Origin of the sequence: Rhodococcus sp. MEB032 (assembly GCF_030208925.1) — a bacterium.
In the GTDB taxonomy this organism is placed as follows: Bacteria; Actinomycetota; Actinomycetes; order Mycobacteriales; family Mycobacteriaceae; genus Rhodococcus_F; species Rhodococcus_F qingshengii.
The window spans coordinates 56,126-80,240 of the sequence record NZ_JARVSY010000018.1 but is presented as its reverse complement, the minus strand read 5'-3'; the positions used below and the strand labels follow the sequence as shown (position 1 = coordinate 80,240).

Below are 24,115 nucleotides of genomic sequence, written 5' to 3'. Positions count from 1 at the left end.
TCTCAGCTCTCGAAGTACCGACGTGGGTTGTCCACCAGCATCGCCTTGACCTGGTCTTCGGTGACACCACGTTCGAGCAGCGCCGGAATGACATCATCACTGATGTGGGTGTAGTTCCAGTTCGGAAGTGCCGCTTCTCTTGCAGCACTGGGGAAGTAGTCGATGAAACACGACGCGTCATGTGCCAGAACCATCTTCTCCGCGTAACCGCGACGGGCCATCTCCACCACCGTGTTGACACGATCCTCGAACGACAGGAACGGTTCGAGACCAAAACGGTCCATCCCCAGTAGCGAACCGGCATCGGCCAGCGCACACAGATAGTCGAGATCGGTGGTGTCGCCGGAGTGACCGATGACCACCTTGGTCAGATCCGCACCCTCTTCGGCCAGAACCTTCTGCGCGACCAGCCCGGATTCAGTGTGCGGATTGGTGTGCACGGTGATCGGCACTCCCGTTTCCACCTGCGACTGTCCGACCGCGCGCATGACCCGCTCGACGCCGGGGGTAAGGCCCGGCTCCTCGATGGCGCACTTCAGGAAGGAGGCTCGGACACCGGTTCCGGCGATTCCTTCCCTGATGTCCTTGACGAACAGTTCGACCATCGGCTCGGGGCCGTCGAACAGCAATCCCGGTCCGGTGTAATGGAATTGGAAGGGAATGTCGTTGTAGGTGTAGATGCCGGTAGCAACGATGATGTTGAGATCGACCTGCTCGTTGATCCGGACGATGCGCGGAATGTACCGGCCGAGGCCGATCACCGTGGGATCGACGATCGTGCTGATTCCGCGGGACTTCACCTCGGTCAGCTTTGCCACCGCGTCCGCTACCCGTACTTCCTCGTCCCAGGGTTCGGGGTAGTCGGGGTAGTTCTGGCGCAACTCCTCACCCAGAACGAAGACATGCTCGTGCATCAACACCTTTCCCAGATCGGCTGTATCCACCGGCCCACGAACGGTTTGTACTGAACTCATCGATCGAACCCCTGACTGTGATCGCCATCACTAACATGAGACAATGAGCTAGTGTGTCTCACGTGGCCAGGTTCGTCAATAGGCTCGATCCCCCGAGGCTCACCATTTTTCAACGGCCGAAATTGTGCAGTACCGGACAACCGGAGAGAATGTCCCGATGCCTACCGACCTCGAACGCCGACGCGCGATCGACACCGCCGCGAGCATGTACCTCGCGGAGGAACCACTCGACATGTCACTGCTCGCCGAACGTCTCGGCGTAGGCCGCGCGACGCTGTACCGCTGGGTCGGCAACCGCGACGAACTGCTCGGAACAGTGCTGGCCGAGGCCACCGAACGGACATACCGAAAGGCGATGTCACAGGCGTCGGGGCAAGGTCCGGAGTACATTCTCGACGTCTTCGGCCGCGTTATGCGATCGGTGGAATCGTCGACAGAACTGCGCGCGCTGACCAAACGCGAACCGATGGTGTTCATCAAACTCGCGATGATGCCCGGCTCCATCGAATCGATCTCCGCCTCCATCACCGCCGAAATCTTGCAGTCCCAGGTCGACGCCGGCCAACTGACGATCACGCTCTCGCCGCAAGTGCTGGGCGAAGCCCTCGTTCGCATCTGCGACGTACACCTCTACGCCCCCCTGCTCGGCCGAGAAAAGGCCGAGATCGAGACGGCTCTCGACCTGATCGCACTGCTCCTCGGCGTCACCCGCAACTGACACGCTTCGACCGCGTGAACACTACGGCGACACACCGGCCACCCGAGTCCTCAGACGTCTGATGAGTTGTTACTCTTTCGGTACCCACCCGAGAGGCAAGCCGTGTCCGACGACCACACAGGATTCACACTTCGCAGTGGTCCGCTGGTACCGCAACTCGAACAGTTGCTGCGCGGGCGAATCATGCATGGAACGTGGGCGCCGTCCGAGCGCATACCGAGCGAGGCGGCCCTCGCCGTCGAACTCGGCGTCGGGCGTTCCTCGATTCGCGAGGCAATCCGCCTCCTCGCTCGCGACGGACTACTCGAAGTCCGACACGGCGTCGGAACCTTCGTGGCTGCCGTGTCCGAACTCGAGCACGTCGACGAATTCACCAAACTTCTTCGACGCTCGAGGATCCTCGAGGTCTTCGAAGTCCGTCGCGCACTCGAGATCGAGGCCGCCAGACTGGCCGCGGAGCGGGTACAACCTGAGGACCTCGACGGCCTGCGGCGTCGACTGACCATGCGACACAGTCATTTCGAGGGTGATGTCGAGAAGTTCGTCGACGTCGACCTCGACTTCCACACCGAAGTCGTTCGGCTGTCCGGAAACGCAGTTCTGCTCTCGCTTTTCACGTCGGTGCGTCCACTCCTTCGTGAATCCCTCGTCGAGATGATGGCCCACGAGGCCGGCGTCCCCGACACCTCACATGCCCATGATCAGTTGGTCGAGGCCCTTCAAGACGCCGACCCAGAAGCCGCGGTAGCGGCAACTCGAGCAAACATCGACACCGTCCTACGACGACTGCGTGTGCTCGACGCCTAAGAGAGGTTAGTTCTCGTGCAACACCCCACCGGCACAGTTCTGTCGACCGAACACGTGGATCTCGTCCGCGACGGCCGATACTTGTTGAAAGACATCAACATTTCGATCGAACCCGGACAACACTGGGTCCTCCTCGGCGCGAACGGCGCGGGCAAGAGCACGCTTCTGAGCCTGCTCGGAGCAACCGCCCACCCGACTCGCGGTTCCGTTTACGTCCTCGGCCACAAGTTGGGCCGCGTCGACATGAGGGAACTGCGGATGGACATCGGGCACGTGAACCCTCGTCACACGATCGGAATTCCGATCACCGTCCGCAACGTCGTGATCACCGGCCTCACCAACACCACCGAGGTGATGCCGCGCTGGTCACCGACGCCGGAGCAAGAGGCTCACGCCGACGCACTGATCGATCTACTCGGAATGAGTCCGCGTTCGGACGCACTGTGGCCCAACTTGTCCCAAGGCGAACGGGGACGAGCCCTGATCGCCCGCGCACTCATGGTCGAACCGCGCCTGCTTCTGCTCGACGAACCGGCGACCGGGCTCGATCTTGCTGCACGCGAACAACTCTTGACGGCACTGGACGACCTCCGCAATCAGAACCCGTCACTTGCCAGCATCCTCGTGACGCACCACATCGAGGAGATCCCCAGCACCACCACACATGCTCTTCTGATCAAGGACGGCGTCGTGACCGCCAGCGGCCTCGCCGAGGATGTGATCACCACCCAGAACATCAGCGAGTGCTTCTCGCATCCCATCGAGATCGAGCGTCGTGGTGGTCGGTGGAATGCTCAGTCGCGGCCACGCGAAAGAGTGTGACCGACAGTAGTTTCAGAGACGTCTGGCGCCGGGTCCCTCCCGGCCCAGTTCGTCTCCAGGGTTGAGCAGGTTGCATGTTTTCAGTGACAGACACCCGCAGCCGATACAGCCCGTCAGTTCGTCCTGCATCCGGTTGATGGCCTGCTTGCGATCCTCGAGGCGCTGATTCCACTCCGTGGAAATCTTGCGCCAGTCCTTCTTCGTCGGAGTTCGCCCCTGCGGCAACGATCCGAATACTTCGGCAACTTCGGCCAGGGGTATCCCGAATCTGACTGCCAACTGGATCAGCGACACCCGCCGGATCGAGTGCCGCGGGAACTTCCTCATATTTCCTGCCGTCCGCTCCGCAGGAACCAGACCGAGTGTTTCGTAGTAGCGCACAGCCGACACGGCGACGCCAGTGCGCTCCGATACCTCGCCGATCGAGAGAAGTTCGTCACTCTTACGGATCATTCTGCCTCCCAATGGCTGCGCGACATTGACCTGAAGCGCACTTGAGATTCTACCTTCGACAACATGCACTCCCCCACCGATGCTCCCACCGGAACCTGGCGGCAGCTCCTGAGCGGTCGATACCTCGGCACCGCTACCGTCCTCGCAGGCGGCGTTGCGCTGTACGCGACCAACGTCTACCTGACGACCAGCCTGCTTCCGACTGCCATCGACGACATCGGCGGTCAGCAGTACTACGCCTGGACCGCGACGGTCTTCCTCATTGCTTCCGTCATCTCTTCGATGTTGGTCACCAACGTCCTCGCTGCCAGGGGACCGCGCGGGGCCTACCTGATCGGCCTCGCGATCTTCGCGCTCGGCACCGTTGTCTGTGCGGTCAGCCCGACGATGGAATTGCTGTTGGTCGGCCGCACGATCCAGGGTTCGGGCGGTGGCCTGCTGGCCGGTCTCGGTTACGCCGTCATCAATGCCGCGCTCCCCAGACATCTGTGGACTCGCGGGGCCGCGCTGGTTTCGGCGATGTGGGGAGTCGGCACCTTCGCCGGCCCTGCAATCGGCGGTGTCTTTGCTCAGTTCGGAGCCTGGCGATGGGCTTTCGGCGTCCTGGCCATCGCGACGATCGCAGTCGCCGCTCTCGTCCCCAGCGCGCTACCGGCACATGAACCGGGCAGCACCACCAGTAGCCCGGTGCCGGTCCTCTCGCTGGCATTGCTGACTGCGGCAGCTTTGCTGGTCAGCGTTGCCGGCATTCTGTCCAACCTCGCCGTGACCGCCGCAATGGTTCTCGCCGCTGTGCTGCTACTGATCGCTTTTGTCGCCGCTGACCGTCGCTCGCGCCACGGCGTACTACCGCCGTCGACGTTCAACGCGTCGTCCCTCAAATGGGTGTACCTGACCATCGTCGTCCTCGCTGTCGCGTCGACCGTCGAGACGTTCATTCCACTCTTCGGGCAACGACTTGCCGGCCTGGCGCCGCTCGCGGCCGGATTCCTCGGGGCCGCACTCGCTCTCGGCTGGACTCTCGGCGAAATCCCGAGCGCCTCGGCCACGACCCCTCGTATCGTGCGACGAATCGTTGTCAGCGGTCCGATCCTCGTCGCGATCGGGTTGGGCATCATGGCAGCATTTCTCACCGAACACGCCGGCGCCGGTGCGATGGTCGCGTGGGTGATCGGACTGCTGTTCGCCGGCGTCGGAATCGGCATCGCCTGGCCTCATCTTGCAGTCGGGGCGATGACCTCGGTCACCGATCCCGGAGAAGGTGCGCGTGCCTCGGCTGCCATCAACACCGTTCAGCTGATCGCCAATGCTTTCGGTGCAGCCCTGGCCGGAGTGCTGGTCAACATCGGCGAACCGTCGACGCTTCGTTCTGCGCAATTGCTTCTCTTCACCTTCGCCGCTGTCTCGATCATCGGCATTGCCGTGGCAGCTCGCGCACTTCCGCGAACGCCCGACAAAATCGGCAGCCCCGAAATCGTTCACGACGCTCGCTAAACTGTGAGAAACCCACACGGAGGAGTTGGCCAGTGACAGAACCGGATCCGGGCACAGTGGAAACCGACTTCCCGAAGACGGGAGCTCCCGCACAGCGCGCGCTGATCGCAGCGGGTTACACCCATCTCGCGCAGCTGACGTCCGTGTCCGAGAAGGAACTCGGCGCTTTGCACGGGATGGGACCGAAGGCCTTGAGGATTCTGCGCGAAGCACTCGCCGAACGTGGTCTGAGCTTCGCCGACTGAGCTCTCACATCAGACCAAGCTCGCCCGCACCTGGTTGCCACCTTCGCGCTTCGCTTCGTACATCACCGAGTCCGCGACGCGGAAGAGTTCGGCAAAAGCAGCGTCGACGGACTCACCCGGATTCCGGGGCGCGGTGCGGATCGCCATTCCGATGCTCGCGCTCGTCGGAGGGTCATCGTTCGCTCCGTCCATCGCGGAGCGGATCTGTCCTTCCAGCCTGGAGATCACGCTGACCGGTACCCGTTCGACCACGACGAACTCGTCACCGCCCATACGAGCAGTCAAGGCGGACTGGGTTGTCCACAAACGGATGCGCAGTGCAGTTCGCATGATCGTGCTGTCTCCTACGTCATGGCCGTGAACGTCGTTGATCGTCTTGAAGCGATCGAGGTCGATCACCACTACGAGCAGTGCATCCGCTTCGGTGACCGGAGCGCCCATCAAGTCGTTCACCCGACGCGCCAATCCGCGACGGTTGAGCAGTCCGGTCAACGGGTCGATGTCGGAGGTAGTGGCATCCGAACCCAGGACCGCCAGAACAATCTGTGACACAACAGGAATCACGATGATCGTAGCCAGCACAACCGAGATCTTCGCCAGTCCCAAGCCGACGTCCGCTGCTGGCCCGAACAACAAAGTCCACCCCGAAAGCACCGTGACGGTCGAGGCGAAGACCAAGTGACCGACTTGGAGTTTCGGATTGTGGAAGAACGCGATGTAGCCGCCGATCGACGCGAAAACGACGCACGCGATGAGTCGTCCCAGCGGTTCCGAGTCGGTTGCGGCCGCCGCCGCAATCGCGACGTCGGAACCCACGACAAAGGTGTACGACCACAGCGGCGTAGGCGGAAACAGCCACCAGATCAGGGCCGCGCCGAGGCACAGCGCGATGACCGCCAGATTGACCGCTCGCCAGAACGTACCTTGCGGACCGACGTCACTGAATCGCGCCGACAGCAACACCAGCCCCATCCAGAATGCTGTTCCGCCGACCAGCGCCCGGCAGGAAGTCAAGAACCCGCGGTCCTGGAGGTACCTGCTGAAACTGTGGAACTGGTCCGGCAACTGCCACCAGCGCATGACGACGTCGACCAAACCGTTCATCGCCGATCAGCCGATGCAGCTCCGCAACTTTTGGGCGTACTTCGACGAAACGGACTCGCTGATTTCCCCCCGGAGCACACTGGCATATCCGGCAGCATAGTCAGCGGCGACAGACAAAACCGTTCTGCCGGATTTGAATCGGTCGATCAACTCAAAGCGTCGTAGGCCGCCGATACGTACTGCGCCGATCTCTCGGAACCGAGCAGACCCGGCCCCATCTTGTTCATCACGTACGAGAACGTCATGCGCTTCTCGGTGTCGATGATGATCTGCGAGCCACCCCAACCTCCCCAGAAGCAGATTCGCCCCTCCGGAATGAACGGGACGGACTCGGGCGTCGGCAATCCGAATCCGACACCGAAGCGAACCGGCACGCCGAGGACGAGGTCGACCCCGTACGACTGCTCCTCGAAGATCTTGTCGATCGTTTCCTCCGACAGCAAGCGAACGTCACCGACCTTGCCACCGCACGCGATCACCGATTGGATCCTTGCGAGTGCCCTCGCATTCGAATGACCGTTGGCCGCACCGATCTCGGCGGCGCGCCACCCGTCGGTCCACGAACCTGTAGCGTCAGCGGGCGGCGCGGTGAATGTCTTCACCATGATGTTGTCCATCCCGAGTGCCGCGATGTCGATCGGCAAAGGCGGTGGCGCAATCACATTCGAGACTCGCCCGTATTCCGACTTCGGCAAGCCCAGGCGGAAATCAGCGTCGAGCGGGCCGGCGATTTCCTCGTCGATGAAGCTACCGAGGGTTCGTCCGTCGATGCGCCTGACGACCTCGCCGATCAGGTGGCCGTAGTTGAGGGCGTGGTATCCGGATGCCGTACCCGGTTCCCACCACGGAGCCTGCGTCGCCAACCGGGCGGTGGCATATTCGTCGTCGCAAATGTTCTCGAGGGTGAACGGTTGATCCCACCCCGACACACCCGAGGTGTGCGACAACAGTTGCCGGACCCGAATTCGGTCCTTGCCCGCTGCTGCGAATTCCGGCCAGTACTGCTCGACCGGGGCGTCGAGATCAAGCAACCCGCGGTCGACGAGCATGAGCGCGGCCAGTGCGGTCACGGTCTTGCTGCAGGACCAGACATTGGTAACGGTGTCGCGAGACCAAGGAGCAGTGTGCTCGACGTCGACCCAACCGCCCCACATGTCGACGACGGATTCGCCGTCGATCGTCAGTGCGATCGCCGCCCCGACGTCCTCGCCGGAATCGAGATTGCGTGCCAGCGCCTCCTTCAAGCCAGAGAATCGCTGGTCACATACGCCTTCGATGTTCGCCACTGACAGCCTCCACAGGAATGATGAAACTTGACGTCAACTTCAACTATGTCGAGTATGTGTCCGATTCACCTGTGGTGTCAATCACTTCAAGTGCCAGAGTCGGCTCAAACCAACGGGATTCCCTTGGCGATGCGCCGACGCAGATCCCAGAGATAGAAGTTGTAGGGAAACATCCGCAGAATCTTCGGACTGAACCGATTGACCAGCGCGGCGACGCGCATGGATCGGTCGAAGTTACGCTGCTGACGCACTGACCACGGGAGCCGCATTTCGTCACGAAAGGCTTGGGGCAGGAACCCGGTGGTGACAAATCGGTTGAGCGGACCGACCACGGGATGCAACAACTTCGGAGTGAAGGTCGCCGACGCGATCCCGTAGAGATGCTCACGAATCGTCTCGTCGATCGCCACCTTGTCGAGGTTCTCGTTCCAGTAGACCTCGAACGCATCCCGGTCCACCGGCCACATGTCGCGTCGCATCTGAAGGGTTGTACCGAACGTGGCGCTGCGCTGATAGAACGCATCCCGGGTGACCGGATCGAGATCCCCGTACAAGATTTTGTAGACGTCCTCGAAGCCTCGGTACAGGCAGGCGGCTACCCACAACTGCAGTTCGGGATCGAACGCGTTGTATTCGACCGCGCTGTTCTCATCGGAGCGAACGTGCTTGTGAGAGCCGTTGACTGCGCGTCGGTACAGCTTCTTTTCTTCGTCCGTCGCCAGGCTTGCGACGGCGAGATACGTCAGCGTCGTCCGGGTTCGCTTCACCGGATGCCGATCCAACCGACCCGTCTCGACCTTGCTCTCATACACGCCGTACCCCACCGCCGGGCGCGCCAACTGCATGATGACGTTGGCGCCTGCGGCCAACAGTCCGAGCCCGGACATCGCCTTTTCAACCTCGGCGTCGATGTCGACCGCCTGGACGCCGACCGCTCCGATGCCGCCTGCCACCGCTTCCTCGCGCTCGTCCATCGAATCCCTACTCACCGTCATGGCAGAACCCCTTCGAGTCGATATCTGCGAACGCATGTTCTCAGATGAGTGAAACGCCGAAATGCCGAGATGTCAAGCAATCTCTGGATGCAAAGATGGTCTTCATGAATGACCAACCGCGTTCGTACGGTGGCGTCGACGGCGCGCTCCGCGTAGCCCAACGACGGGGTGCGCTGATCGAGGCCGGTCTGGAACTCATGGGCTCCGCCGAGCCCGAACTGACGGTCCGCGGAGTGTGCAAGAAGGCCGGTGTCGCGGCGCGGTACTTCTACGAGAGCTTCACCGATCGTGATGCTCTGATGTCGGCCGTCTACGACACCGTCATCACGGACATCGCCGTTTCAACCCAGGCTGCAGTGGACGCCGCCGAGACCGAACGCGGCAAGGCGCTCGCTGGAATCGCGAACATCGTCCGCACTATCGCGAACGATCCCCGTCGCGGACGTCTACTGTTCTCCAGCGCCCTGACGAGCCCTGTCCTGGCCGAGAAACGCCAAGCGTCGACGACGATATTCATCGGTCTCCTGGCCGCCAACGCGAAGACCTTCTACCGATTGAACGACAGCGGTCATCTGACCCTGACGGCCACGTTCCTGGTCGGCGGCCTGGCGCAGACCCTCAGTGCATGGCTCGACGGGTACATCGACGTGACGGAAGAAGAACTGGTCGCCGAATGTGCGGCGATCCTGCTCGCACCCGCCCTGCCGCCGTCTTGAGCTCCTGCATTCAGTCCCAGATCCCGATGTTGTCGAGGTGAGCGAGAAGTCGAGCAGCGCCGTCGGAGAACTGCAGACTCATCTGCGCGTCCACCTGTTCTCGATCGTGCTTCTCGAACGCCGCGATCAAAGCATCGTGGCTCGATACCGCAAGCTCACCCCAGCCTGGATCCGTCGCGTAGAGACGAGCAGGGGTGTACCGAATCGCGCCGAACAGGAACCATGCCAACTTCGCACCACCCGCAGCGCGATTGATCAGGCGATGGAACTCGAATTCGCACTGCTCGATCGCAGCTGCATCCGAAGCGTCGACCGCCGCTCGCAAATCGGCATTGAGTTCCGTGAGTTCCGCGAGTTGATCAGCGGTGATGCTGTCCATCGCCCGCAACGCCAGCTTGACCGCGATCTGCCCCTGCAACCAGAAGATGTCTTCGATGTCCTGGCGACTGAGGGGCGAGACGAGATAGCCGCGATGCGGAACCAACTCGACCATCCCCTCGCCGCGTAATGCGACGAGGGCTTCTCGCACCGGCGTGACGCTGACCCCGAGGTCGGCCGCGGTTTCGTCCAGCCTGACGAACTCGCCCGGACGGACCGAGCCGGACATGATCAGGTTGCGAACGTGGTTGGCCACGTCCTCCGACAACTGTGGCCGTCTCCTCAGCTCAGATGTCGCTCTCCGAGTGCGTGCAGACGTTGCCACAACCGATCCTCACAGTCCGTACGTTTTGCCGATGATGTCTCGCTGAATCTCGTTGGTACCACCATAAATGGAGGACACAAGAGTCTTTCGCACATGGTGCTCCATGTCGAACTCAGTCGCGTAACCGTACCCACCCATCATCTGCATCCCCTCGAGCGCGACCTTCTTGGCGGTCTCGGTCAGCTTGAGCTTGGCCATCGACGCTTCCCGCGGGAACATCTTGGTCGGGTTGGCGTCGACCATCCTGGCCACGCTGTAGACCAGCAGACGGCCGCATTCGATCTCCGTGGCGAGATCCGCGATCCGATGGCGAAGCGCCTGAAACGATCCGACCGGACGGCCGAACTGCTTACGCGTGGTGACGAATTCGAGGGTGTCGTCGAAAGCGCGCTGCGCGGTCCCGAGCATCATCGCCGCGAGGATGAGGCGTTCGATGTTGAGTCCGGCCATGAGTTGACGCCAGCCGTTGCCGACTTCCCCAACCACCGCGTCCTCGGGCAGGAATGTGTCGGTGAAGTAGAGATCGTTGACCTCCTTGCCGCCCATGGTGTCGATTCCACTGATCTTCAATCCGGAGATGTCGGCCGGGACATGGAACATCGTCAGGCCCTCATGCTTGCCTTCACCTCGGGATGTGCGAGCCACCAGAAGGATGTTCTCGGCGAAGTGCGCGTTGGAACACCACGTCTTCTGGCCGTTGATCAGCCACCCACCGTCGACCTTCTCGGCGCGGCAACTCAGATTTCCCACGTCGGAGCCCGCTTCGGGTTCGGACATCGAGATCGACTGAGACGCGCCACGGACGATCCCGCCGAGCACTGCCTCCTTCTGGGCCGGACTGCCGAACTTCTCGTATGCAGCCCCGGTGATGACGGTCGGGCCGAGTCCACCGATCGGCGCCATGCCCTTGGCGGCTTCCTCCAGAAAGATGCACAGGTCGACCGTGCTTCCGGCGGATCCGCCGTATTCCTCCGGGACAGTCAGCCCGAGCCATCCCAATTCCGCCATCTTCTCGTAGAACGCCTGGTTGTGGTTATGGGCGCCATGATCGGTCAGCAGGTCTCGCTGCTCACGGGTACCACTTTCCTTCTTGCAGAACGACGCTACCGACTTGGCGAAATCAGACTGCTCCTGCGTGAAATCCATGTACATCGAAAACTCCCGAGTGAGATGAGGCTGGAGGCTTGTCGGAGCTCGGTCCGACGCATACTGTGACTACCAGCACAGTAAATCACATCACATATATGTGATGCACCGACATGTGGAGGATCTGAAGAACATGACAGAACAGCTCGGCCGCCAGAGCACGTCCACGTCGACAGATCCGAGATCGGACGATCACACTTTCGCGAGCCTCGACCCTCGCAACGATTCCGTGGTCGCGCAGCACCCCATTGCTGACCAGCGAGAGATCGAGAAAGCGGTCGCCGCAGCACGCACGGCGTCGAAGTGGTGGGATCAACTCGGATTCCAAGGCCGCCGGAAGGTGCTCGGCAATTTCCGCGCCGCGATCGCCACTCACGCCGAATCGATGGCGGCGATCATTTCCGCCGAGACCGGAAAACCCAGCGACGACGCACTACTCGAAGTCATGCTGGCCGTCGAACATCTCGACTGGGCGGCACGCAACGCACAGAAAGTGTTGCGCCGCAGACGCGTCGGTGCAGGACTGATCAGCGCCAACCAGTCTGCATCCGTTGGCTACCGGCCGATGGGCGTCGTCGGCGTGATCGGCCCCTGGAACTATCCGCTGTACACACCGATGGGGTCGATCGGCTACGCACTGGCCGCCGGTAACGCCGTCGTGTTCAAACCGAGCGAACTCTCACCAGGCGTCGGCGTCGAATTGGCCCGGCTGTGGGACATCGCGGCACCCGGACACCCTGTCCTGCAGACCATTACCGGCGACGGCAAAACCGGAGCACTTCTGTGTTCGTCCGGCGTCGACAAGATCGCATTCACCGGTTCGACCGCTACCGCAAAGCGCGTAATGGCCGCCTGCGCGGACACCCTCACTCCCCTGGTCGCCGAATGCGGTGGCAAGGACGCCATGCTGGTGGACTCCGATGCCAACCTCGATGCGGCCGTGAGCTTCGCGGCATTCGGGGCAGTGGGCAACGGCGGACAAACCTGTGCCGGCGTCGAACGAATCTACGTCGCAGCGCCCGTGTACGACGCCTTCCTGTCCAAGCTCACCGCCGCGCTTCGGGACGCCCACGCCGGCGCCACCGACAGCTCGACCTACGGGCCGATGACGCTGGGAAAGCAGACTGCGATAGTCCGGGGCCAGATCGAAGACGCTCTCAGTCGCGGCGCGAAAGCTGTACTCGGCGGACTTGATTCGTTCAACGGTCCGTTCATCGATCCGATCATCCTGACGAATGTTCCGGAGGATTCCACGGCGATCACCGAGGAGACGTTCGGCCCGAGCGTCGTGGTGAACAAGGTCGCCGACATGAACGAGGGGATCGAACGCGCCAATGCGTCGAAGTACGGCTTGGGCGCCTCGGTGTTCACCAAGAGTTCGTCGAAGGGCCGAGCAATTGCCGAGAAGCTCGACTGCGGTGTCGTCACGGTCAATTCGGTTCTCGGTTTCGCCGGAATCGCCGCCCTGCCGTTCGGCGGGGTCGGCGATTCCGGATTCGGCCGTATCCACGGAGCCGATGGGCTGCGTGAGTTCAGCAGTGTGAAATCACTGGCCGTTCAGAAGTTCAGCGCTCCACTGGACCTGCTGACCATCGAGCGAAAAGCCAGGGACATGAAGATCTCACGTTGGATGCTGGCAAAACGCCACGCGAAGTCCTGAGAGATCAGGCGATCAGCCGGCGGTGACGAGCACCTGCTCGTCGCTGTCGGCTGCTTCGAGTTCACGAACCAGCGGAAGCACCTTGGCCCCGAAGTATTCGATCTCCTCCTGGAAATGCAGGAATCCGCCGAGAATCAGATCGACACCGCGACGGCGATATTCGACGATCCGATGCGCGATTTGTTCCGGCGTGCCGATCAGTTGTGAGCGGAAACCGTCGTTGTACTGAACCAAGTCCTCGAACGTCGAATCCGCCCACATCCCGTCCTTGGACGCGGTCGATGCGCCGGCCTGTTGGACTGCATTCTTGAATCCCTCGACCGCAGGGCGGTTGGCCTTGGCGATGATCTCGCGCAGTGTGTCCTTTGCTTCCGCCTCGGTGTCGCGGGCGATGATGAATCCGTTGAGCCCGAACTTGACCTCCCGATCGTTCTCACGAGCAACACGGCGAACGTCGACCAACTGTTCGGTGACGCCGTCGTAGTCCTTGCCGTTACTGAAGTACCAATCCGAATACCGGCCCGCGTTCTCACGGGCTGCCGCCGAGTTACCACCTTGGAACAGTTCGGGATTGGGGCGCTCCGGAGTGTTGAGAGGCTTCGGCTTCAACGTGAAGTCGTGGATGCGGTAGAAGTCGCCGCGGAAATCGACGTCGTCCTCCGTCCAGATCTTCCGAAGAACCTGAAGGAACTCGGCGCTACGCCGATAACGCTCGTCGTGCTCGAGCCACGGCTCGCCTAGATGTGTGAACTCGTCCTTGAACCAACCACTGACGACGTTGACGGCAAAACGACCGTTCGACAAGTGATCGGCGGTAGCGCCCAGTTTCGCCAACACGGCCGGCTGCCAGAGTCCCGGATGCACCGCGGCGATCACCTTGAGCTTCTCGGTGGCCAGGAGAAGCGCAAGGCTGAAGCTCGTGGATTCGTGCTGGAATTCGGCCCCGTAGCTCGCCTCGTAACGTACCTGGCTCAGGGCGAACTCGAAGCCGTTGTTCTCGGCGGTCTGCGCCAGCTTCTTGTTGTACTCGTAGTCCCAGCTGGTCCGCTGCTCGATGTCGGAGGTGACCAGACCACCACTGACATTGGGCACCCAGTAGGCGAACTTGATCTCGTCGGCGATACGTTCAGTAGACATGAAACCCAGCAAACATGCAGTTCCCAGAGGTTTCCAGGGTAGCGATCACACAGGTTGTAAGTGTTGGGTGGGTGCTGCGACTGTGAAACGGTGGCAGCATGACTGCTGTGGACATTCAGGAGATCGCGCACCGCATCACCAGCGAGGACGAGGCGCTCTCGGTGGCGTCACAGCTGTCCGACGAGTTCGCGGCAGGTGCCGGAGTCCGCGATGCGCAGCGCCTCCTTCCCCACGACGAGGTTCGCACCCTGGCGCGGTCCGGCTTGCTCGGACTCTCGGTGCCGAAGGAGTTCGGTGGCATCGACGCAAGCACCGAGACGTTGGCCGAGGTCTTCCGCCTACTCGCCGAGGGCGATCCCAGCATCGCGCAGATTCCGCACAGCCACTTCACTTTCCTGGAAGCGCTCCGGTACCAGGGGTCTAACGAGCAGAAGCAGTTCTTCTACGCCGAAGCATTGTCGGGTAAGCAGTTCGCCAACGCCCAGAGCGAGCGCGGCAACAAGACCATCGACATCGACGGCACCACTCTCACCCCCGACGGGAAAGACTTTGTGCTCGAAGGTCGAAAATTCTATTGCACCGGAGCGCTTTTCGCAGATTGGATCGTGGTGCGTGCCGCCAATGCGGATCAATTCACCGAGACCGGCGCACAGGTGAAATCCGCGGTCTACCTACCCCGGAATACCCCCGGACTGTCGATCGTCGACGACTGGGACGGCATGGGACAGAAGACAACTGCAAGCGGAACTGTGACCCTGGAATCCGTTTCGGTGCCGCGGTTCAATGTCGTACCATTCACGTCGCTCTTCACTCACCCGACCACCTACGGAGCACAGGCCCAGATCCTGCACGCCGCGATCGACACCGGCATCGCGTCGGCTGCACTGCGTGAATCCGTGAAACTCGCGGCAAAGGCGCGTCCCTTCTTCGAGGCGAAAGTCGATACAGCGGTGGAGGATCCACTGCTCGTTCAACTCGCCGGCGAAGCGGCAATCGAGGTTCGCGCTGCCAGATCCCTCTTGGCGGAAGCAGCGCGATCGATCGACGTGGCGCGTCGTGATCCCACCGAGGACTCCACGGCCCGAGCATCCATCGACGCTGCAACCGCCAAAGTGGTCGGCGCCAGGGCGTCATTGGCGGCCACGAGCACTTTGTTCGAGATCGGTGGCACCAGAAGCGCGGGCGAATCGGCGAACCTCTCCCGATTCTGGCGTGACGCGCGCACGCACACCCTGCACGATCCGACGAGGTGGAAGGTCCAACACATCGGCCGGTGGACACTGTCCGGGACAATCCCACCGCGGCACGGACTGCTGTGAACACACTCAGTCGGAGTTCATATATCCGCTGATCAAGACTTCCAGTCCTTCCAAGTAGCTCTCAGTCGTCGTCCCTCCCGGCCAGTCCTCGAGCACCTCACTGAGCACCGGCAGTTTCTCGGGCCCGATTTCTCGGATCTTGACCGCGAGAGGTGACACGCTGCCTTCCGGTCGCGTAGTGGTGTCGTAGATGTTGAGCAATGCGCCGAGTGTGTAGTTCCACAGCGCTCGATAGATCAACAGTGCGCGACGAGGTGACATACCGAGTTCGACACACGCGGCCATCGCCCGATCGACCAAGACCACAGCGCCGCTCCCACCACGGCCACCGCGCTGAAGCAACTCGATGATCCAGCGCTCCGACGCCAGCTTTTCGAAGATCGCGGTGAAGATCGTGCGAAGCCGTTCGACCTGATCCTGCGGCAGGACCAGCGCGCCGAGATCTTGTGAGTACACATCGAGCACCGCGCTGATCAGCTGTTCCTTGTCGCCCACGTGCCGGTACAGCGCCATCGGCGTGGTGCCGAGCGACTTCGCCAACGCTCGCATGCTCAACGCGTCGGCGCCGCCGGTCTGTAGCTGCCGTTTCGCCTCGTCGACTATCTGCTCCGACGTGATCGTCGGGGGACGTCCGAGCCGCGGTGATCTCGATTCCATCTTTTCGGCCATCCGTCGATTGTGCGCGCCCCTGCTACGACGCTCTCGCCCGGGGAACCCCTTGCATCTCAGTCGCCAACAAGGTAAACCTAACTACTTATGAGAACGCGTATACAAATTAGGTACCTGCAATGACAACAACAACTCGAGCGGTAGCCGCACCGGCTCTGGTCCTCACAGCCGCCGCGGCAGCGCAGTTCCTGGTGGCCTTCGACATGTCGGTCATCAACGTCGCACTGCCCGACATCCAGGAATCGCTGAACTTTTCCGACGCCGCGTTGTCCTGGGTCGTCAACGCGTACGCCCTCGCCTTCGGCGGACTGCTGCTTCTCGGCGGTCGTCTGTGCGACGTGATGGGCACTCGTCGAGTTCTGGTTTCCGGGCTTCTGCTGTTCGCCCTCGTCAGCATCGTCGGCACCTTCTCCGTGTCCGCCGAAATGCTTGTCGGAGCTCGGGCGCTTCAAGGCGTCGGCGCTGCACTGATCGCGCCGGCCGGGCTCGCCGCACTCAGTCAGGCCTTTCCCACCGGACGCGCCAGGGCAAAGGCATTCGGCATCGGCGCAATGTCGTCAGCACTCGGCGGCGCACTCGGTGTCGTCCTGAGCGGCATTTTGACCGAAGGGCTCAGTTGGCGATGGGTGATGTTCGCCGGCGCACCAGTGGCCCTGATCGCCGCAGTTGCCGGTGCCCGTGGCCTGCCGGCCGGCCAAGCCGCCAGAGGCGGCTCCCTCGATCTCCCCGGAGCCATCTTGGCGACGGCCGGAATCACCGCCCTTGTCGGCACAGTGATCGCCACGGAATCACATTCCTGGACTTCGGGTTACGTGCTGGGTGGATTCGCGCTCACGATCGCGCTGCTCACTGCTTTCGCTGTGGCCGAAAGCCGCTGCGCCACACCACTGGTACGACTGTCCACCCTGCTTCGACCCCGAATCGGACTGGCCAACGCCATCATGTGCCTGGTGTGCGCGGCACAGTTCAGCGCGTTCTTCTTCGTCTCACTATTCCTGCAACGCGGGCTGGGCTATTCACCGACCACCACCGGTCTGGCTTTCCTGCCCTTCTGCTTCGGCCTGGTGATCGGCATCCTCGCGTCCACCAAACTCCTTCCGCGCTACGGAGTTCGACCGCTGCTCGTAGTCGGAACAGCAGTCGCCGCAATCGGAACTTTCATGTTTTCGACCATGAACCTCGACAGTCCCTTCTGGGCCGTCATCCTGGTGCCTTCGCTTCTGGCGAGCATCGGCATCGGTCTGTCGTTCATGCCGCTCAGTAACGTCGCCACCGCCGACGCTCCCCCCGAAGAAGTCGGCATGGCATCCGGGCTACTGAGTACATCGCGTCAGATCGGCGGTTCACTCGGACTAGCCGTTCTCGTGAGCGTCGCCGCTTCCTCGACGGCACGTTCGGACAGCGCGCCGACCGAAGCACTGGTTTCCGGATACTCCCAAGCCCTCTTCGTCTGCTCCGGCCTACTGCTGGCCGGTACCCTCCTGTCCTTCTTCTTCCCACGAATGGATCGTTGACCTCAGATGTTCACCACCCGAACCGCATTCGGCATCGTCTCGGCGCTTCTCCTGACCGTCGCCGGCGCAAGCGCGTGCAGCAGCTCCGCCGAGTCCGACACCGCCTCTGCAACTCGCTCCGTCACCCACGAACTCGGCACCGTCGAAGTTCCGGCCTCACCGCAGCGCATTCTCGCGCTCGACGAGTACGCGGGGTTGAGTGCACTCGCACTCGGCGTGAAGCCCACCGTCGTCTACAGCACCCTGCGATCGGACGTCGCCAAGTCGATTCTGCGCGAGCAGGGCGTCGAAGTTCTCGACAAGCCGACTTTCTTCGCCAACCCCGCCGTCGAGGAGATCGCGTCCGTCGAACCCGACGAGATCTTGATGAGCAATGCCGGTCCACTACCGAGCCTGTTCGCGCAGATCAATTCCGTGGCGCCAACCTTGGTCCTCCCGTACTCAGCGCCGTGGCGTGATGTGCTCGAACACGCTGGGGCACAGCTCGATCGAGGCAGCGAAGCTACCGCCATGATCGGAAAGCTGGAATCCGGCCTCGAAGGCGTCAAGTCCGCGGCTGCCGGCCAGAGCCTTGCGATCCTTCTCGGCTACAGCGGAAACCTGTTCACCGTGCCACCGACCACTCCCATCTCCACACTGGTCACCGAGGCCGGATTCACCAGGCCGGCATCGGAAGTCAACGCGACCAACAATCAAGACACCGGCACGATTTCCCCCGTCTCGCCGGAACTCCTACCCGAGCATGCGGCGCAGACCGTCGCCGTACTTTCCGGGCAGCAGTACGACGCATCCATCGTGCGAAACACTCCACTGTTCGACAACCTGACACCCGATCCGGCGCACGCTCTGGACGTCAGCGGTGATCTCTGGTTCGGCAGCCATCCTTTTGCCATCTACTGGATCATCCAGGATCTGGACGGCATCGCACATGGCAAGGGGCAGAACAGTATCGGAACCCTCGACAGCGCCGACGCGCGATGGGCGGCATTCAGCGCGCTCTGACGTCCTGACGGAAGGTCAGCGGAGAAACACCCACCCGGGTGGCGAAGAACTTCGTGAAGTTCGCAGAATCGTCGAACCCCAACTTCGACGCCACCTGGGTGACCGTGTCCGTGCCGAAAGACAGCAGACGTTTCGCTTCGAGAACCACACGCTGATCGATGTACTGCTTTGCCGTCATCCCGGCAGCGGCTCGGGTGGCCCGCAGCACAGTCTTCTCGGAGTACCCGATCTTGTTGGCGTACTCCGAAACCGAACGGACCGTGGCGAAGTCACGTTCGACAACGGCATGAAACCTTTCGAACACGTCATTGTGCGCCAGCACGGAACTCTGTTCCTGTCCACCGAGATGGGTCAGTTTCAACAGAATTGCTGTCAGCGTGTGCCGCAGAATGGCCGCGCGAACGACCGGCGCGGAAGTATCCGGGCAGCCGTAGTTCAGGTTCAGGTGTTTCATACCCGTGCTGATGGTCTCGAGGTTCTCGCCGGACAACTGCCACGCTGCCTGCCGACTGCGAGCGTTCCCGTCCAACAACTGCTGGCTGACGGCATCGAGCGACGAGGGTGTGAACAGAACAACCGTCGCCTCGAAGTCCTGGATTCGCCCCCACTGTTGCACCTGCCCCGGTCTGACCCAGAACACGGTCCCCGGGCTCACCGCGTAGTTCACGAAGTCGATGGTGTGTAGCGCCGAGCCCTCGGTCACCAGCGCGAGCAAGTGAAATTGCGGACGTTGGGGGCCGACGAACTCTGCGCTTCCCCCGTTGATGCGAATGGTGTCCAGGCTGAGTACTTCGATCTCGGTCGCGTCAGCCACCGACGATGCGTACCCGACGTCCCGGACGGGTACTTGTCTGTTTTTCACTAGTCCGGGACTCATCTTCACCGTGACCGAATACCCGAATGCGACATACCGTCAGGGTATCAATCAGTTCACGCTCGGATAGGAATCTTCCAGTGCAGACATCACGCTCGGAAACAGCAGGCAAGACGCAACTCACCTACGTCTTCGACGCCTATTGCGGGTGGTGTTTCGGCTTCGGCCCTGCGTTGACGGAGTTCGTCCGTCAAAATGCCGATTCCGTCGACTTGTCCGTGGTCAGCGGCGGACTGTTCACCGGTGAGCGCGTCGCGCCCATGTCTTCGGCTCCGTACCTGAAATCAGCCAACGCCACCATCGCCGCCCAGACCGGCGCTGTCTTCGGTGACGGATATTCACAACTGGTGACTGATGGGCGGTTCGTCATGGATTCGACGGATGCAGCGATCGGACTCGCCGCACTGCGCGCGCAAGATCCGACACGCGCCCTCGACATCGCGGAGGCCATGCAGATCGCGTTCTACCGAGACGGGCGCAGCTTTTCCGATCCCGAGACATACCGATCCATCGCGGAATCCCTCGAACTCGACCCATCTGCAGCGGTGTCTTCCCTGTTCACCGCCGCCTCGAAGGATGCCGCCCGCGCTGATTTCGTCCGAGCACGCAGGCTCGGCGCCACTTCGTTTCCGACGCTGTTGTTCCACGGGAGCGACGGGTCCGTCGTGAAATTCGGTTCTCCGACCAGTACCGCGGCCGATCTCACCCGCGACCTGAACACGTGTGTGCGGGCGTATGCGGTGGCTTGACCCACCCACCTTGCGAGTGAAAGGTACGCCCGGCGCCTTCAGTACGCCGAACGTACCTTTCGCTCAGCGTGACTTCACCCAAATCACTTCGGCCCCCCTTCTGGTTTGATGAACACCGAACGAATCGCACCAAAGGGGAAACGACAGTGGTTTCAGATCCGATCACGGGCCTGGAGATGGAACTTGCCGACATGTGGCAACGAGGACGCGCCCAGGCGCGCACCTATGCGCGCGCAATTCATCCCAAACTCGATCCGGCGCTCTACCCGGTTCTGGTCATCCTGAACCGTTCGGATGCGGTGCGGATGTCCGACCTGATCTGCACCCTCGATATCGAGAAGTCCACCTTGACCAGGCAAATCGACGCCGCAGCTCGACTCGGCCTGGTGGAACGAATCCCCGATCCCGACGACGCTCGCGCCAAGTTGGTAGCTCTGACCCCTGAGGCGCGAACGAAGCTCACGACCATCCGCAATCACCAGATAGATCGCTGGCGCGCCCGACTCGAGAAATGGGATACGGACGACATCACCACGCTGACAGCGCTGCTTCACCGACTGGGCAGTTCCGAGGACTGACGACAAATTAGTCGTGATGGGCAGCCCACTCGAACAGCCGGACGATTTACGCCGTCACGACAATTCTGCAGCAGCACGCAGGATCAACTGGGTGACCTCGTGCGGGTGGGACGCCAAGGATGCATGGCCTGCGTCGAGTTCCTCGATCTCGCGGGCACCGATACGCTCTGCCATCCATCGCTCGGTTTCCGGCGGAATCATTCGGTCCTGCCCTGAAACCTGATACCAACTGGGCTTCCCACGCCATGCCGGCGGCCCTGACGGGTCCGAGAAGCACTGACCCGCAATGGGTTTCTGCGTCAGCGCCATGACCAATGCTTCGGTGTCGTCGAGATCCTGACTGAAACTCTCCTGAAACTTGTCCGGGGCGATCCACAAGAAGCCCTCGGCGTCCGGCGCGATGTTCGCCGCGCCCGCCGGCTGATCCGTGCGGGCGAAGATACTTCCCAGGCTGTCACCCTCGTCCGGCGCAAAGGCAGCGATATATACCAGTCCCACAACGTTTTCCGCATGACCCGCGCCTGTGATCACCGCGCCGCCGTACGAGTGTCCGACCAGCAGGGTCGGGCCGTCCATCGATTCGGCCAACTTCCTGGTCCGGTCCACGTCGTCGGCGAGCGAAGTAAGTGGATTCTGGACCGCAACCACTCGATGCCCGGCGTTGTGCAGGGTGGGTATGACGTGACGCCAATGAGAACCGTCTCCCCAGGCTCCATGTACCAGAACGATGTTTACCTTCTCTGTCATGACCAACTCCTCCAGATACGCAGTGCGACGAATACTCCGACGATCGGCAAGCCTTCGAAACCCAGGCCTTGCCTGTTAACCAGGTTAAGGGGATCCTGGATCAATAACCATGACCAGATTGCCAAGTTTTTGTGCAGAAACGCCGAATGCTCGAGACATCGGAGTGATCGATCCATGAGGACAACATCATCACAGCGGTACGTACCCACCACCGACGAGACTCGAACCCGGGACACCCTCTCACACGTTCTCGAAGTCGTCCACCTTCGCGGTGATCAGATTCATCGCTGCGTCCACGGCGAGAACTTCACCGTGGAGGTACCCGCTGGGGTGCGAGCACTTCACATTGCCGAGCACGGTGACATCGTGATCAGAACGCAGGGCAAAGCCCCGATCGAACTCGGCCCCGGGGAACTCGTACTGTTACCCCATGGGCATGCTCATACGATCGAGAATGCGATGCCGATGCACCCGAAAAACGAAACATGTTGGCTTTTCGGTACTTTCACACTCGACGACGTCGCAGCGCAGCGACTGCTGTCCGTTCTGCCGGACTTCGTCGAACTGCGCGCGACACAAGGGACCCCGGTCGAGTGGCTCGAGGTGAGCAGCCGACTGTTGGGCGCCGAGGTGGACGATCCGAAACCTGGTTCCTCCGTGATGGTTTCCCGGATTCTCGACCTTCTCTTCGTCCAGATCCTCAGAGCGTGGGCTCGAGCGGACGGATCGAACGGCGGATGGTTGACCGCAGCAATGGATCCACGAATCGGGCAGGCCCTCGAGGCCGTCCACAACGACCCGTCACGCAACTGGACCATCGACGAACTGGCGACGCTGTCCACCCTGTCGAGATCGTCTTTTGCGGAGCGCTTCTCGCGACTGGTCGGCCAGACGCCCGGCGCTTACATCACCGAGCGCCGACTCGACCGTGCCGCCGAACTACTCGTGCAAACCACCGAGCCGGTCGGAACCATTGCGATAACTGTCGGCTACGAATCCGATGCCGCGTTCAGCCGCGCCTTCCGTCGACGATTCGACGCCTCGCCGTTGAACTGGCGAAAGTCCAACTCCCACAATCACTGACGTCAGGTCGCAGCGATTACGCCTGCGACCGGGATCCGGCCGAGAACTGCAACGCGGAAGTCCACCATCGCGCGCTCCACGTGATTGGCGCTCGAGACCACAACCACGCCGGTCGCGCCTCGATCGGCGAGAATCCGCGCAGAGTTGATCGCATTCTCGACCGTCGACCACGAAGTTCCCTCTTCGGTGATCCGGCCCGGGTTGACGCCGTTGGCAACGAGCCATTCGCGCATCGCCCTGGCTTCCGTTACTCCGGCCTTCGGAGCCCCACCGCTTGTGATGATCGGAGACTGCGGGTACTGACGGGCCAGCTGGAGCGCCGCCTGAAGCCGGTCGACCAACATCGGACGCATCGTGCCGTCGTCGAAGAGGCCGGCACCCAAGACGACGATGTTCGTGCCCACGGGGTTGAGGTCGAGCAGCACGGGCGACTGGCGTGTCAGCGTCTCAGCACTCGTGCACGCGAGAATGAGAGACCGCACCGGTGTTTGGCAGCCGCCCACCGTCGACAGGATGCCGTTGACGACCGTCGTCGGAGTGATGTCGGCACTCGCTGTCGCCGGCGTCAATCCCACTCCGGCTGCGGCGATTACCGAAGCAGCAATCAATCCCTTCGTCAGAGACCTACGAACATTTGCCATGTAGCCGAACCCCCAGATTGTCGATTGTCCAGCCCACGGTAACGAACATTTCGTCGCGATTGCATCATTTGACTCAAATTTACTGTTCACTGACCGTCACACAGATTAAACATAAATATTGGGCAACAATTCGGGTTCGAAACCGTCATCTACCAGCATCTCGAATCGACGCGCCTGCCGCGTTACCGATCTGAGCTGCAGCATCCCCGAGCAGGTCGGCGACACTGAACGGCAACAATTCGTTTGTTGCAGATCACGATGTTGCATCCGGGTGTTCCTGCTCGCCCCGTCCCGACCATCGTGTCGAAGATCAATTCGGGGTTCGCGAAGCCGACGAGCTGTGACGGATCGTCGATGAGCGGACCACCCGACCCATGCACGGGAGGCCCGACGTACGGCGGCGGTGGAACGTCCACGATCGAAGCGACGACAAGCCGCAAGAACTCCTGGAGATAGAGATCCCGAGGCGCGTTCTGCCACACCGGATGCGAAACATACTTGCTCACCGGCGCATTCACGGAGTAGAAGTCCTCGCCCGCGTTCACCCAGGTCAAGAAGCCGTACCCCCCATTGGACGGAGAGGGCGCGGACAACTCGTCGAGGTAGGCGGAGTCGATCAACGTCTGATCACGCCACGCGCCTCGTTGCACCATCAGCTGACCCAGTCTGGCCATGTCTC

At 61.7% G+C, this 24,115-nt stretch carries 26 protein-coding genes; 13 read left to right on the top strand and 13 right to left on the bottom strand.

Annotated elements, in window-relative coordinates; translation table 11 throughout:
• Positions 1-2: 2 nt before the first annotated feature.
• Positions 3-974, bottom strand: a complete 972-nt coding sequence (locus tag QRN54_RS20075) for a phosphotriesterase family protein (protein WP_030536044.1) — start codon at positions 972-974, stop codon at positions 3-5.
• Positions 975-1,131: 157 nt separating this feature from the next.
• Between QRN54_RS20075 and QRN54_RS20070 the strand changes: the two genes are divergently transcribed.
• The 3 genes from QRN54_RS20070 (at position 1,132) to QRN54_RS20060 (ending at position 3,321) form a co-directional block, all read left to right on the top strand.
• Positions 1,132-1,692 carry a TetR/AcrR family transcriptional regulator gene (locus tag QRN54_RS20070; RefSeq protein ID WP_003943195.1) on the top strand — a complete coding sequence of 187 codons (561 nt, stop codon included), beginning with the start codon at positions 1,132-1,134 and terminating at the stop codon, positions 1,690-1,692.
• 102 nt (positions 1,693-1,794) lie between these two features.
• The gene (locus QRN54_RS20065) at positions 1,795-2,499 is read left to right on the top strand and encodes a FadR/GntR family transcriptional regulator (RefSeq protein ID WP_285182937.1); all 705 of its coding nucleotides are present in this window, start codon (positions 1,795-1,797) and stop codon (positions 2,497-2,499) included.
• A 15-nt stretch (positions 2,500-2,514) separates the two neighbouring features.
• Positions 2,515-3,321 carry an ABC transporter ATP-binding protein gene (locus tag QRN54_RS20060; protein WP_003943111.1) on the top strand — a complete coding sequence of 269 codons (807 nt, stop codon included), beginning with the start codon at positions 2,515-2,517 and terminating at the stop codon, positions 3,319-3,321.
• A gap of 12 nt (positions 3,322-3,333) precedes the next feature.
• Here the strand turns inward: QRN54_RS20060 and soxR are convergent, their stop codons facing one another.
• Positions 3,334-3,774: a redox-sensitive transcriptional activator SoxR gene (gene soxR / locus QRN54_RS20055; RefSeq protein ID WP_003943238.1), complete on the bottom strand. Its 441-nt coding sequence runs from the start codon at positions 3,772-3,774 to the stop codon at positions 3,334-3,336.
• A gap of 63 nt (positions 3,775-3,837) precedes the next feature.
• Between soxR and QRN54_RS20050 the strand changes: the two genes are divergently transcribed.
• Both QRN54_RS20050 and QRN54_RS20045 read left to right on the top strand, forming a co-directional pair.
• The gene (locus QRN54_RS20050; RefSeq protein ID WP_064074995.1) at positions 3,838-5,268 is read left to right on the top strand and encodes an MFS transporter; all 1,431 of its coding nucleotides are present in this window, start codon (positions 3,838-3,840) and stop codon (positions 5,266-5,268) included.
• Between the two features lie 32 nt (positions 5,269-5,300).
• Positions 5,301-5,513, top strand: coding sequence for a helix-hairpin-helix domain-containing protein (locus tag QRN54_RS20045; RefSeq protein WP_007730800.1), 213 nt, complete (start codon positions 5,301-5,303; stop codon positions 5,511-5,513).
• 9 nt (positions 5,514-5,522) lie between these two features.
• Here the strand turns inward: QRN54_RS20045 and QRN54_RS20040 are convergent, their stop codons facing one another.
• The 3 genes from QRN54_RS20040 to QRN54_RS20030 form a co-directional block, all read right to left on the bottom strand.
• Entirely contained in the window at positions 5,523-6,617 is a 1,095-nt protein-coding gene (locus QRN54_RS20040) for a GGDEF domain-containing protein (RefSeq protein WP_083056378.1), read from the bottom strand.
• Positions 6,618-6,763: 146 nt separating this feature from the next.
• Positions 6,764-7,903: a serine hydrolase domain-containing protein gene (locus tag QRN54_RS20035; RefSeq protein ID WP_285182936.1), complete on the bottom strand. Its 1,140-nt coding sequence runs from the start codon at positions 7,901-7,903 to the stop codon at positions 6,764-6,766.
• Between the two features lie 104 nt (positions 7,904-8,007).
• A complete protein-coding gene (locus QRN54_RS20030; protein ID WP_285182958.1) occupies positions 8,008-8,877 on the bottom strand; it encodes an oxygenase MpaB family protein in 870 nt (289 codons plus the stop codon).
• A gap of 116 nt (positions 8,878-8,993) precedes the next feature.
• Between QRN54_RS20030 and QRN54_RS20025 the strand changes: the two genes are divergently transcribed.
• Positions 8,994-9,614: a TetR/AcrR family transcriptional regulator gene (locus QRN54_RS20025; protein ID WP_030536050.1), complete on the top strand. Its 621-nt coding sequence runs from the start codon at positions 8,994-8,996 to the stop codon at positions 9,612-9,614.
• A 10-nt stretch (positions 9,615-9,624) separates the two neighbouring features.
• Here QRN54_RS20025 and QRN54_RS20020 read toward each other — a convergent pair whose 3' ends face one another.
• Positions 9,625-10,317: a GntR family transcriptional regulator gene (locus QRN54_RS20020; protein ID WP_003942905.1), complete on the bottom strand. Its 693-nt coding sequence runs from the start codon at positions 10,315-10,317 to the stop codon at positions 9,625-9,627.
• 9 nt (positions 10,318-10,326) lie between these two features.
• Positions 10,327-11,469: an acyl-CoA dehydrogenase family protein gene (locus QRN54_RS20015; protein ID WP_007730792.1), complete on the bottom strand. Its 1,143-nt coding sequence runs from the start codon at positions 11,467-11,469 to the stop codon at positions 10,327-10,329.
• Between the two features lie 127 nt (positions 11,470-11,596).
• On the opposite strand from QRN54_RS20015, the gene QRN54_RS20010 reads away from it, so the two are divergent.
• On the top strand, positions 11,597-13,123 hold the full coding sequence (locus QRN54_RS20010) for an aldehyde dehydrogenase family protein (RefSeq protein WP_285182935.1): 1,527 nt from the start codon (positions 11,597-11,599) through the stop codon (positions 13,121-13,123).
• Positions 13,124-13,135: 12 nt separating this feature from the next.
• On the opposite strand, the gene sfnG is transcribed toward QRN54_RS20010, so the two are convergent.
• Positions 13,136-14,260 carry a dimethylsulfone monooxygenase SfnG gene (sfnG, locus tag QRN54_RS20005; protein ID WP_285182934.1) on the bottom strand — a complete coding sequence of 375 codons (1,125 nt, stop codon included), beginning with the start codon at positions 14,258-14,260 and terminating at the stop codon, positions 13,136-13,138.
• A 98-nt stretch (positions 14,261-14,358) separates the two neighbouring features.
• On the opposite strand from sfnG, the gene QRN54_RS20000 reads away from it, so the two are divergent.
• On the top strand, positions 14,359-15,579 hold the full coding sequence (locus tag QRN54_RS20000) for an SfnB family sulfur acquisition oxidoreductase (protein ID WP_081558542.1): 1,221 nt from the start codon (positions 14,359-14,361) through the stop codon (positions 15,577-15,579).
• 6 nt (positions 15,580-15,585) lie between these two features.
• On the opposite strand, the gene QRN54_RS19995 is transcribed toward QRN54_RS20000, so the two are convergent.
• Positions 15,586-16,248: a TetR/AcrR family transcriptional regulator gene (locus tag QRN54_RS19995; protein ID WP_285182933.1), complete on the bottom strand. Its 663-nt coding sequence runs from the start codon at positions 16,246-16,248 to the stop codon at positions 15,586-15,588.
• Between the two features lie 119 nt (positions 16,249-16,367).
• Here QRN54_RS19995 and QRN54_RS19990 point away from each other — a divergent pair, with 119 nt between their 5' ends.
• Positions 16,368-17,762: an MFS transporter gene (locus QRN54_RS19990; protein WP_285182932.1), complete on the top strand. Its 1,395-nt coding sequence runs from the start codon at positions 16,368-16,370 to the stop codon at positions 17,760-17,762.
• A gap of 6 nt (positions 17,763-17,768) precedes the next feature.
• Positions 17,769-18,764 carry an ABC transporter substrate-binding protein gene (locus QRN54_RS19985; protein WP_007730787.1) on the top strand — a complete coding sequence of 332 codons (996 nt, stop codon included), beginning with the start codon at positions 17,769-17,771 and terminating at the stop codon, positions 18,762-18,764.
• Here the strand turns inward: QRN54_RS19985 and QRN54_RS19980 are convergent.
• Complete coding sequence (locus QRN54_RS19980) at positions 18,751-19,578, bottom strand: helix-turn-helix domain-containing protein (protein WP_030536057.1); 828 nt, start codon at positions 19,576-19,578, stop codon at positions 18,751-18,753. The genes QRN54_RS19985 and QRN54_RS19980 overlap by 14 nt on opposite strands.
• Before the next feature lie 140 nt (positions 19,579-19,718).
• Here QRN54_RS19980 and QRN54_RS19975 point away from each other — a divergent pair, with 140 nt between their 5' ends.
• Both QRN54_RS19975 and QRN54_RS19970 read left to right on the top strand, forming a co-directional pair.
• Positions 19,719-20,387, top strand: a complete 669-nt coding sequence (locus tag QRN54_RS19975) for a DsbA family protein (RefSeq protein WP_285182931.1) — start codon at positions 19,719-19,721, stop codon at positions 20,385-20,387.
• A gap of 146 nt (positions 20,388-20,533) precedes the next feature.
• Positions 20,534-20,965 (top strand): MarR family winged helix-turn-helix transcriptional regulator, encoded by a 432-nt coding sequence (locus tag QRN54_RS19970; protein WP_234552629.1) that lies wholly within the window; start codon positions 20,534-20,536, stop codon positions 20,963-20,965.
• 54 nt (positions 20,966-21,019) lie between these two features.
• Here the strand turns inward: QRN54_RS19970 and QRN54_RS19965 are convergent, their stop codons facing one another.
• Positions 21,020-21,712, bottom strand: a complete 693-nt coding sequence (locus tag QRN54_RS19965; protein ID WP_007730784.1) for an alpha/beta hydrolase — start codon at positions 21,710-21,712, stop codon at positions 21,020-21,022.
• A 174-nt stretch (positions 21,713-21,886) separates the two neighbouring features.
• Here QRN54_RS19965 and QRN54_RS19960 point away from each other — a divergent pair, with 174 nt between their 5' ends.
• Positions 21,887-22,795, top strand: a complete 909-nt coding sequence (locus QRN54_RS19960) for an AraC family transcriptional regulator (protein ID WP_064074998.1) — start codon at positions 21,887-21,889, stop codon at positions 22,793-22,795.
• Between the two features lie 2 nt (positions 22,796-22,797).
• Here QRN54_RS19960 and QRN54_RS19955 read toward each other — a convergent pair whose 3' ends face one another.
• Together QRN54_RS19955 and QRN54_RS19950 are read right to left on the bottom strand one after the other, a co-directional pair.
• A complete protein-coding gene (locus QRN54_RS19955; protein WP_054781017.1) occupies positions 22,798-23,526 on the bottom strand; it encodes a YdcF family protein in 729 nt (242 codons plus the stop codon).
• Between the two features lie 92 nt (positions 23,527-23,618).
• Entirely contained in the window at positions 23,619-24,110 is a 492-nt protein-coding gene (locus QRN54_RS19950; RefSeq protein ID WP_285182930.1) for a hypothetical protein, read from the bottom strand.
• Positions 24,111-24,115 lie beyond the last annotated feature (5 nt).

Excerpts from the sequence above, each read along its gene's own strand:
- QRN54_RS20075 (WP_030536044.1), bottom strand. The coding sequence starts at position 974 with ATGAGTTCAGTACAAACCGTTCGTGGGCCGGTGGATACAGCCGATCTG.
- QRN54_RS20070 (WP_003943195.1), top strand. The coding sequence starts at position 1,132 with ATGCCTACCGACCTCGAACGCCGACGCGCGATCGACACCGCCGCGAGC.
- soxR (WP_003943238.1), bottom strand. The coding sequence starts at position 3,774 with ATGATCCGTAAGAGTGACGAACTTCTCTCGATCGGCGAGGTATCGGAG.
- QRN54_RS20050 (WP_064074995.1), top strand. The coding sequence starts at position 3,838 with ATGCACTCCCCCACCGATGCTCCCACCGGAACCTGGCGGCAGCTCCTG.
- QRN54_RS20040 (WP_083056378.1), bottom strand. The coding sequence starts at position 6,617 with ATGAACGGTTTGGTCGACGTCGTCATGCGCTGGTGGCAGTTGCCGGAC.
- QRN54_RS20030 (WP_285182958.1), bottom strand. The coding sequence starts at position 8,877 with ATGGACGAGCGCGAGGAAGCGGTGGCAGGCGGCATCGGAGCGGTCGGC.
- QRN54_RS20025 (WP_030536050.1), top strand. The coding sequence starts at position 8,994 with ATGGTCTTCATGAATGACCAACCGCGTTCGTACGGTGGCGTCGACGGC.
- QRN54_RS20015 (WP_007730792.1), bottom strand. The coding sequence starts at position 11,469 with ATGTACATGGATTTCACGCAGGAGCAGTCTGATTTCGCCAAGTCGGTA.
- QRN54_RS20010 (WP_285182935.1), top strand. The coding sequence starts at position 11,597 with ATGACAGAACAGCTCGGCCGCCAGAGCACGTCCACGTCGACAGATCCG.
- sfnG (WP_285182934.1), bottom strand. The coding sequence starts at position 14,260 with ATGTCTACTGAACGTATCGCCGACGAGATCAAGTTCGCCTACTGGGTG.
- QRN54_RS20000 (WP_081558542.1), top strand. The coding sequence starts at position 14,359 with ATGACTGCTGTGGACATTCAGGAGATCGCGCACCGCATCACCAGCGAG.
- QRN54_RS19995 (WP_285182933.1), bottom strand. The coding sequence starts at position 16,248 with ATGGCCGAAAAGATGGAATCGAGATCACCGCGGCTCGGACGTCCCCCG.
- QRN54_RS19990 (WP_285182932.1), top strand. The coding sequence starts at position 16,368 with ATGACAACAACAACTCGAGCGGTAGCCGCACCGGCTCTGGTCCTCACA.
- QRN54_RS19985 (WP_007730787.1), top strand. The coding sequence starts at position 17,769 with ATGTTCACCACCCGAACCGCATTCGGCATCGTCTCGGCGCTTCTCCTG.
- QRN54_RS19965 (WP_007730784.1), bottom strand. The coding sequence starts at position 21,712 with ATGACAGAGAAGGTAAACATCGTTCTGGTACATGGAGCCTGGGGAGAC.
- QRN54_RS19960 (WP_064074998.1), top strand. The coding sequence starts at position 21,887 with ATGAGGACAACATCATCACAGCGGTACGTACCCACCACCGACGAGACT.
- QRN54_RS19950 (WP_285182930.1), bottom strand. The coding sequence starts at position 24,110 with ATGGCCAGACTGGGTCAGCTGATGGTGCAACGAGGCGCGTGGCGTGAT.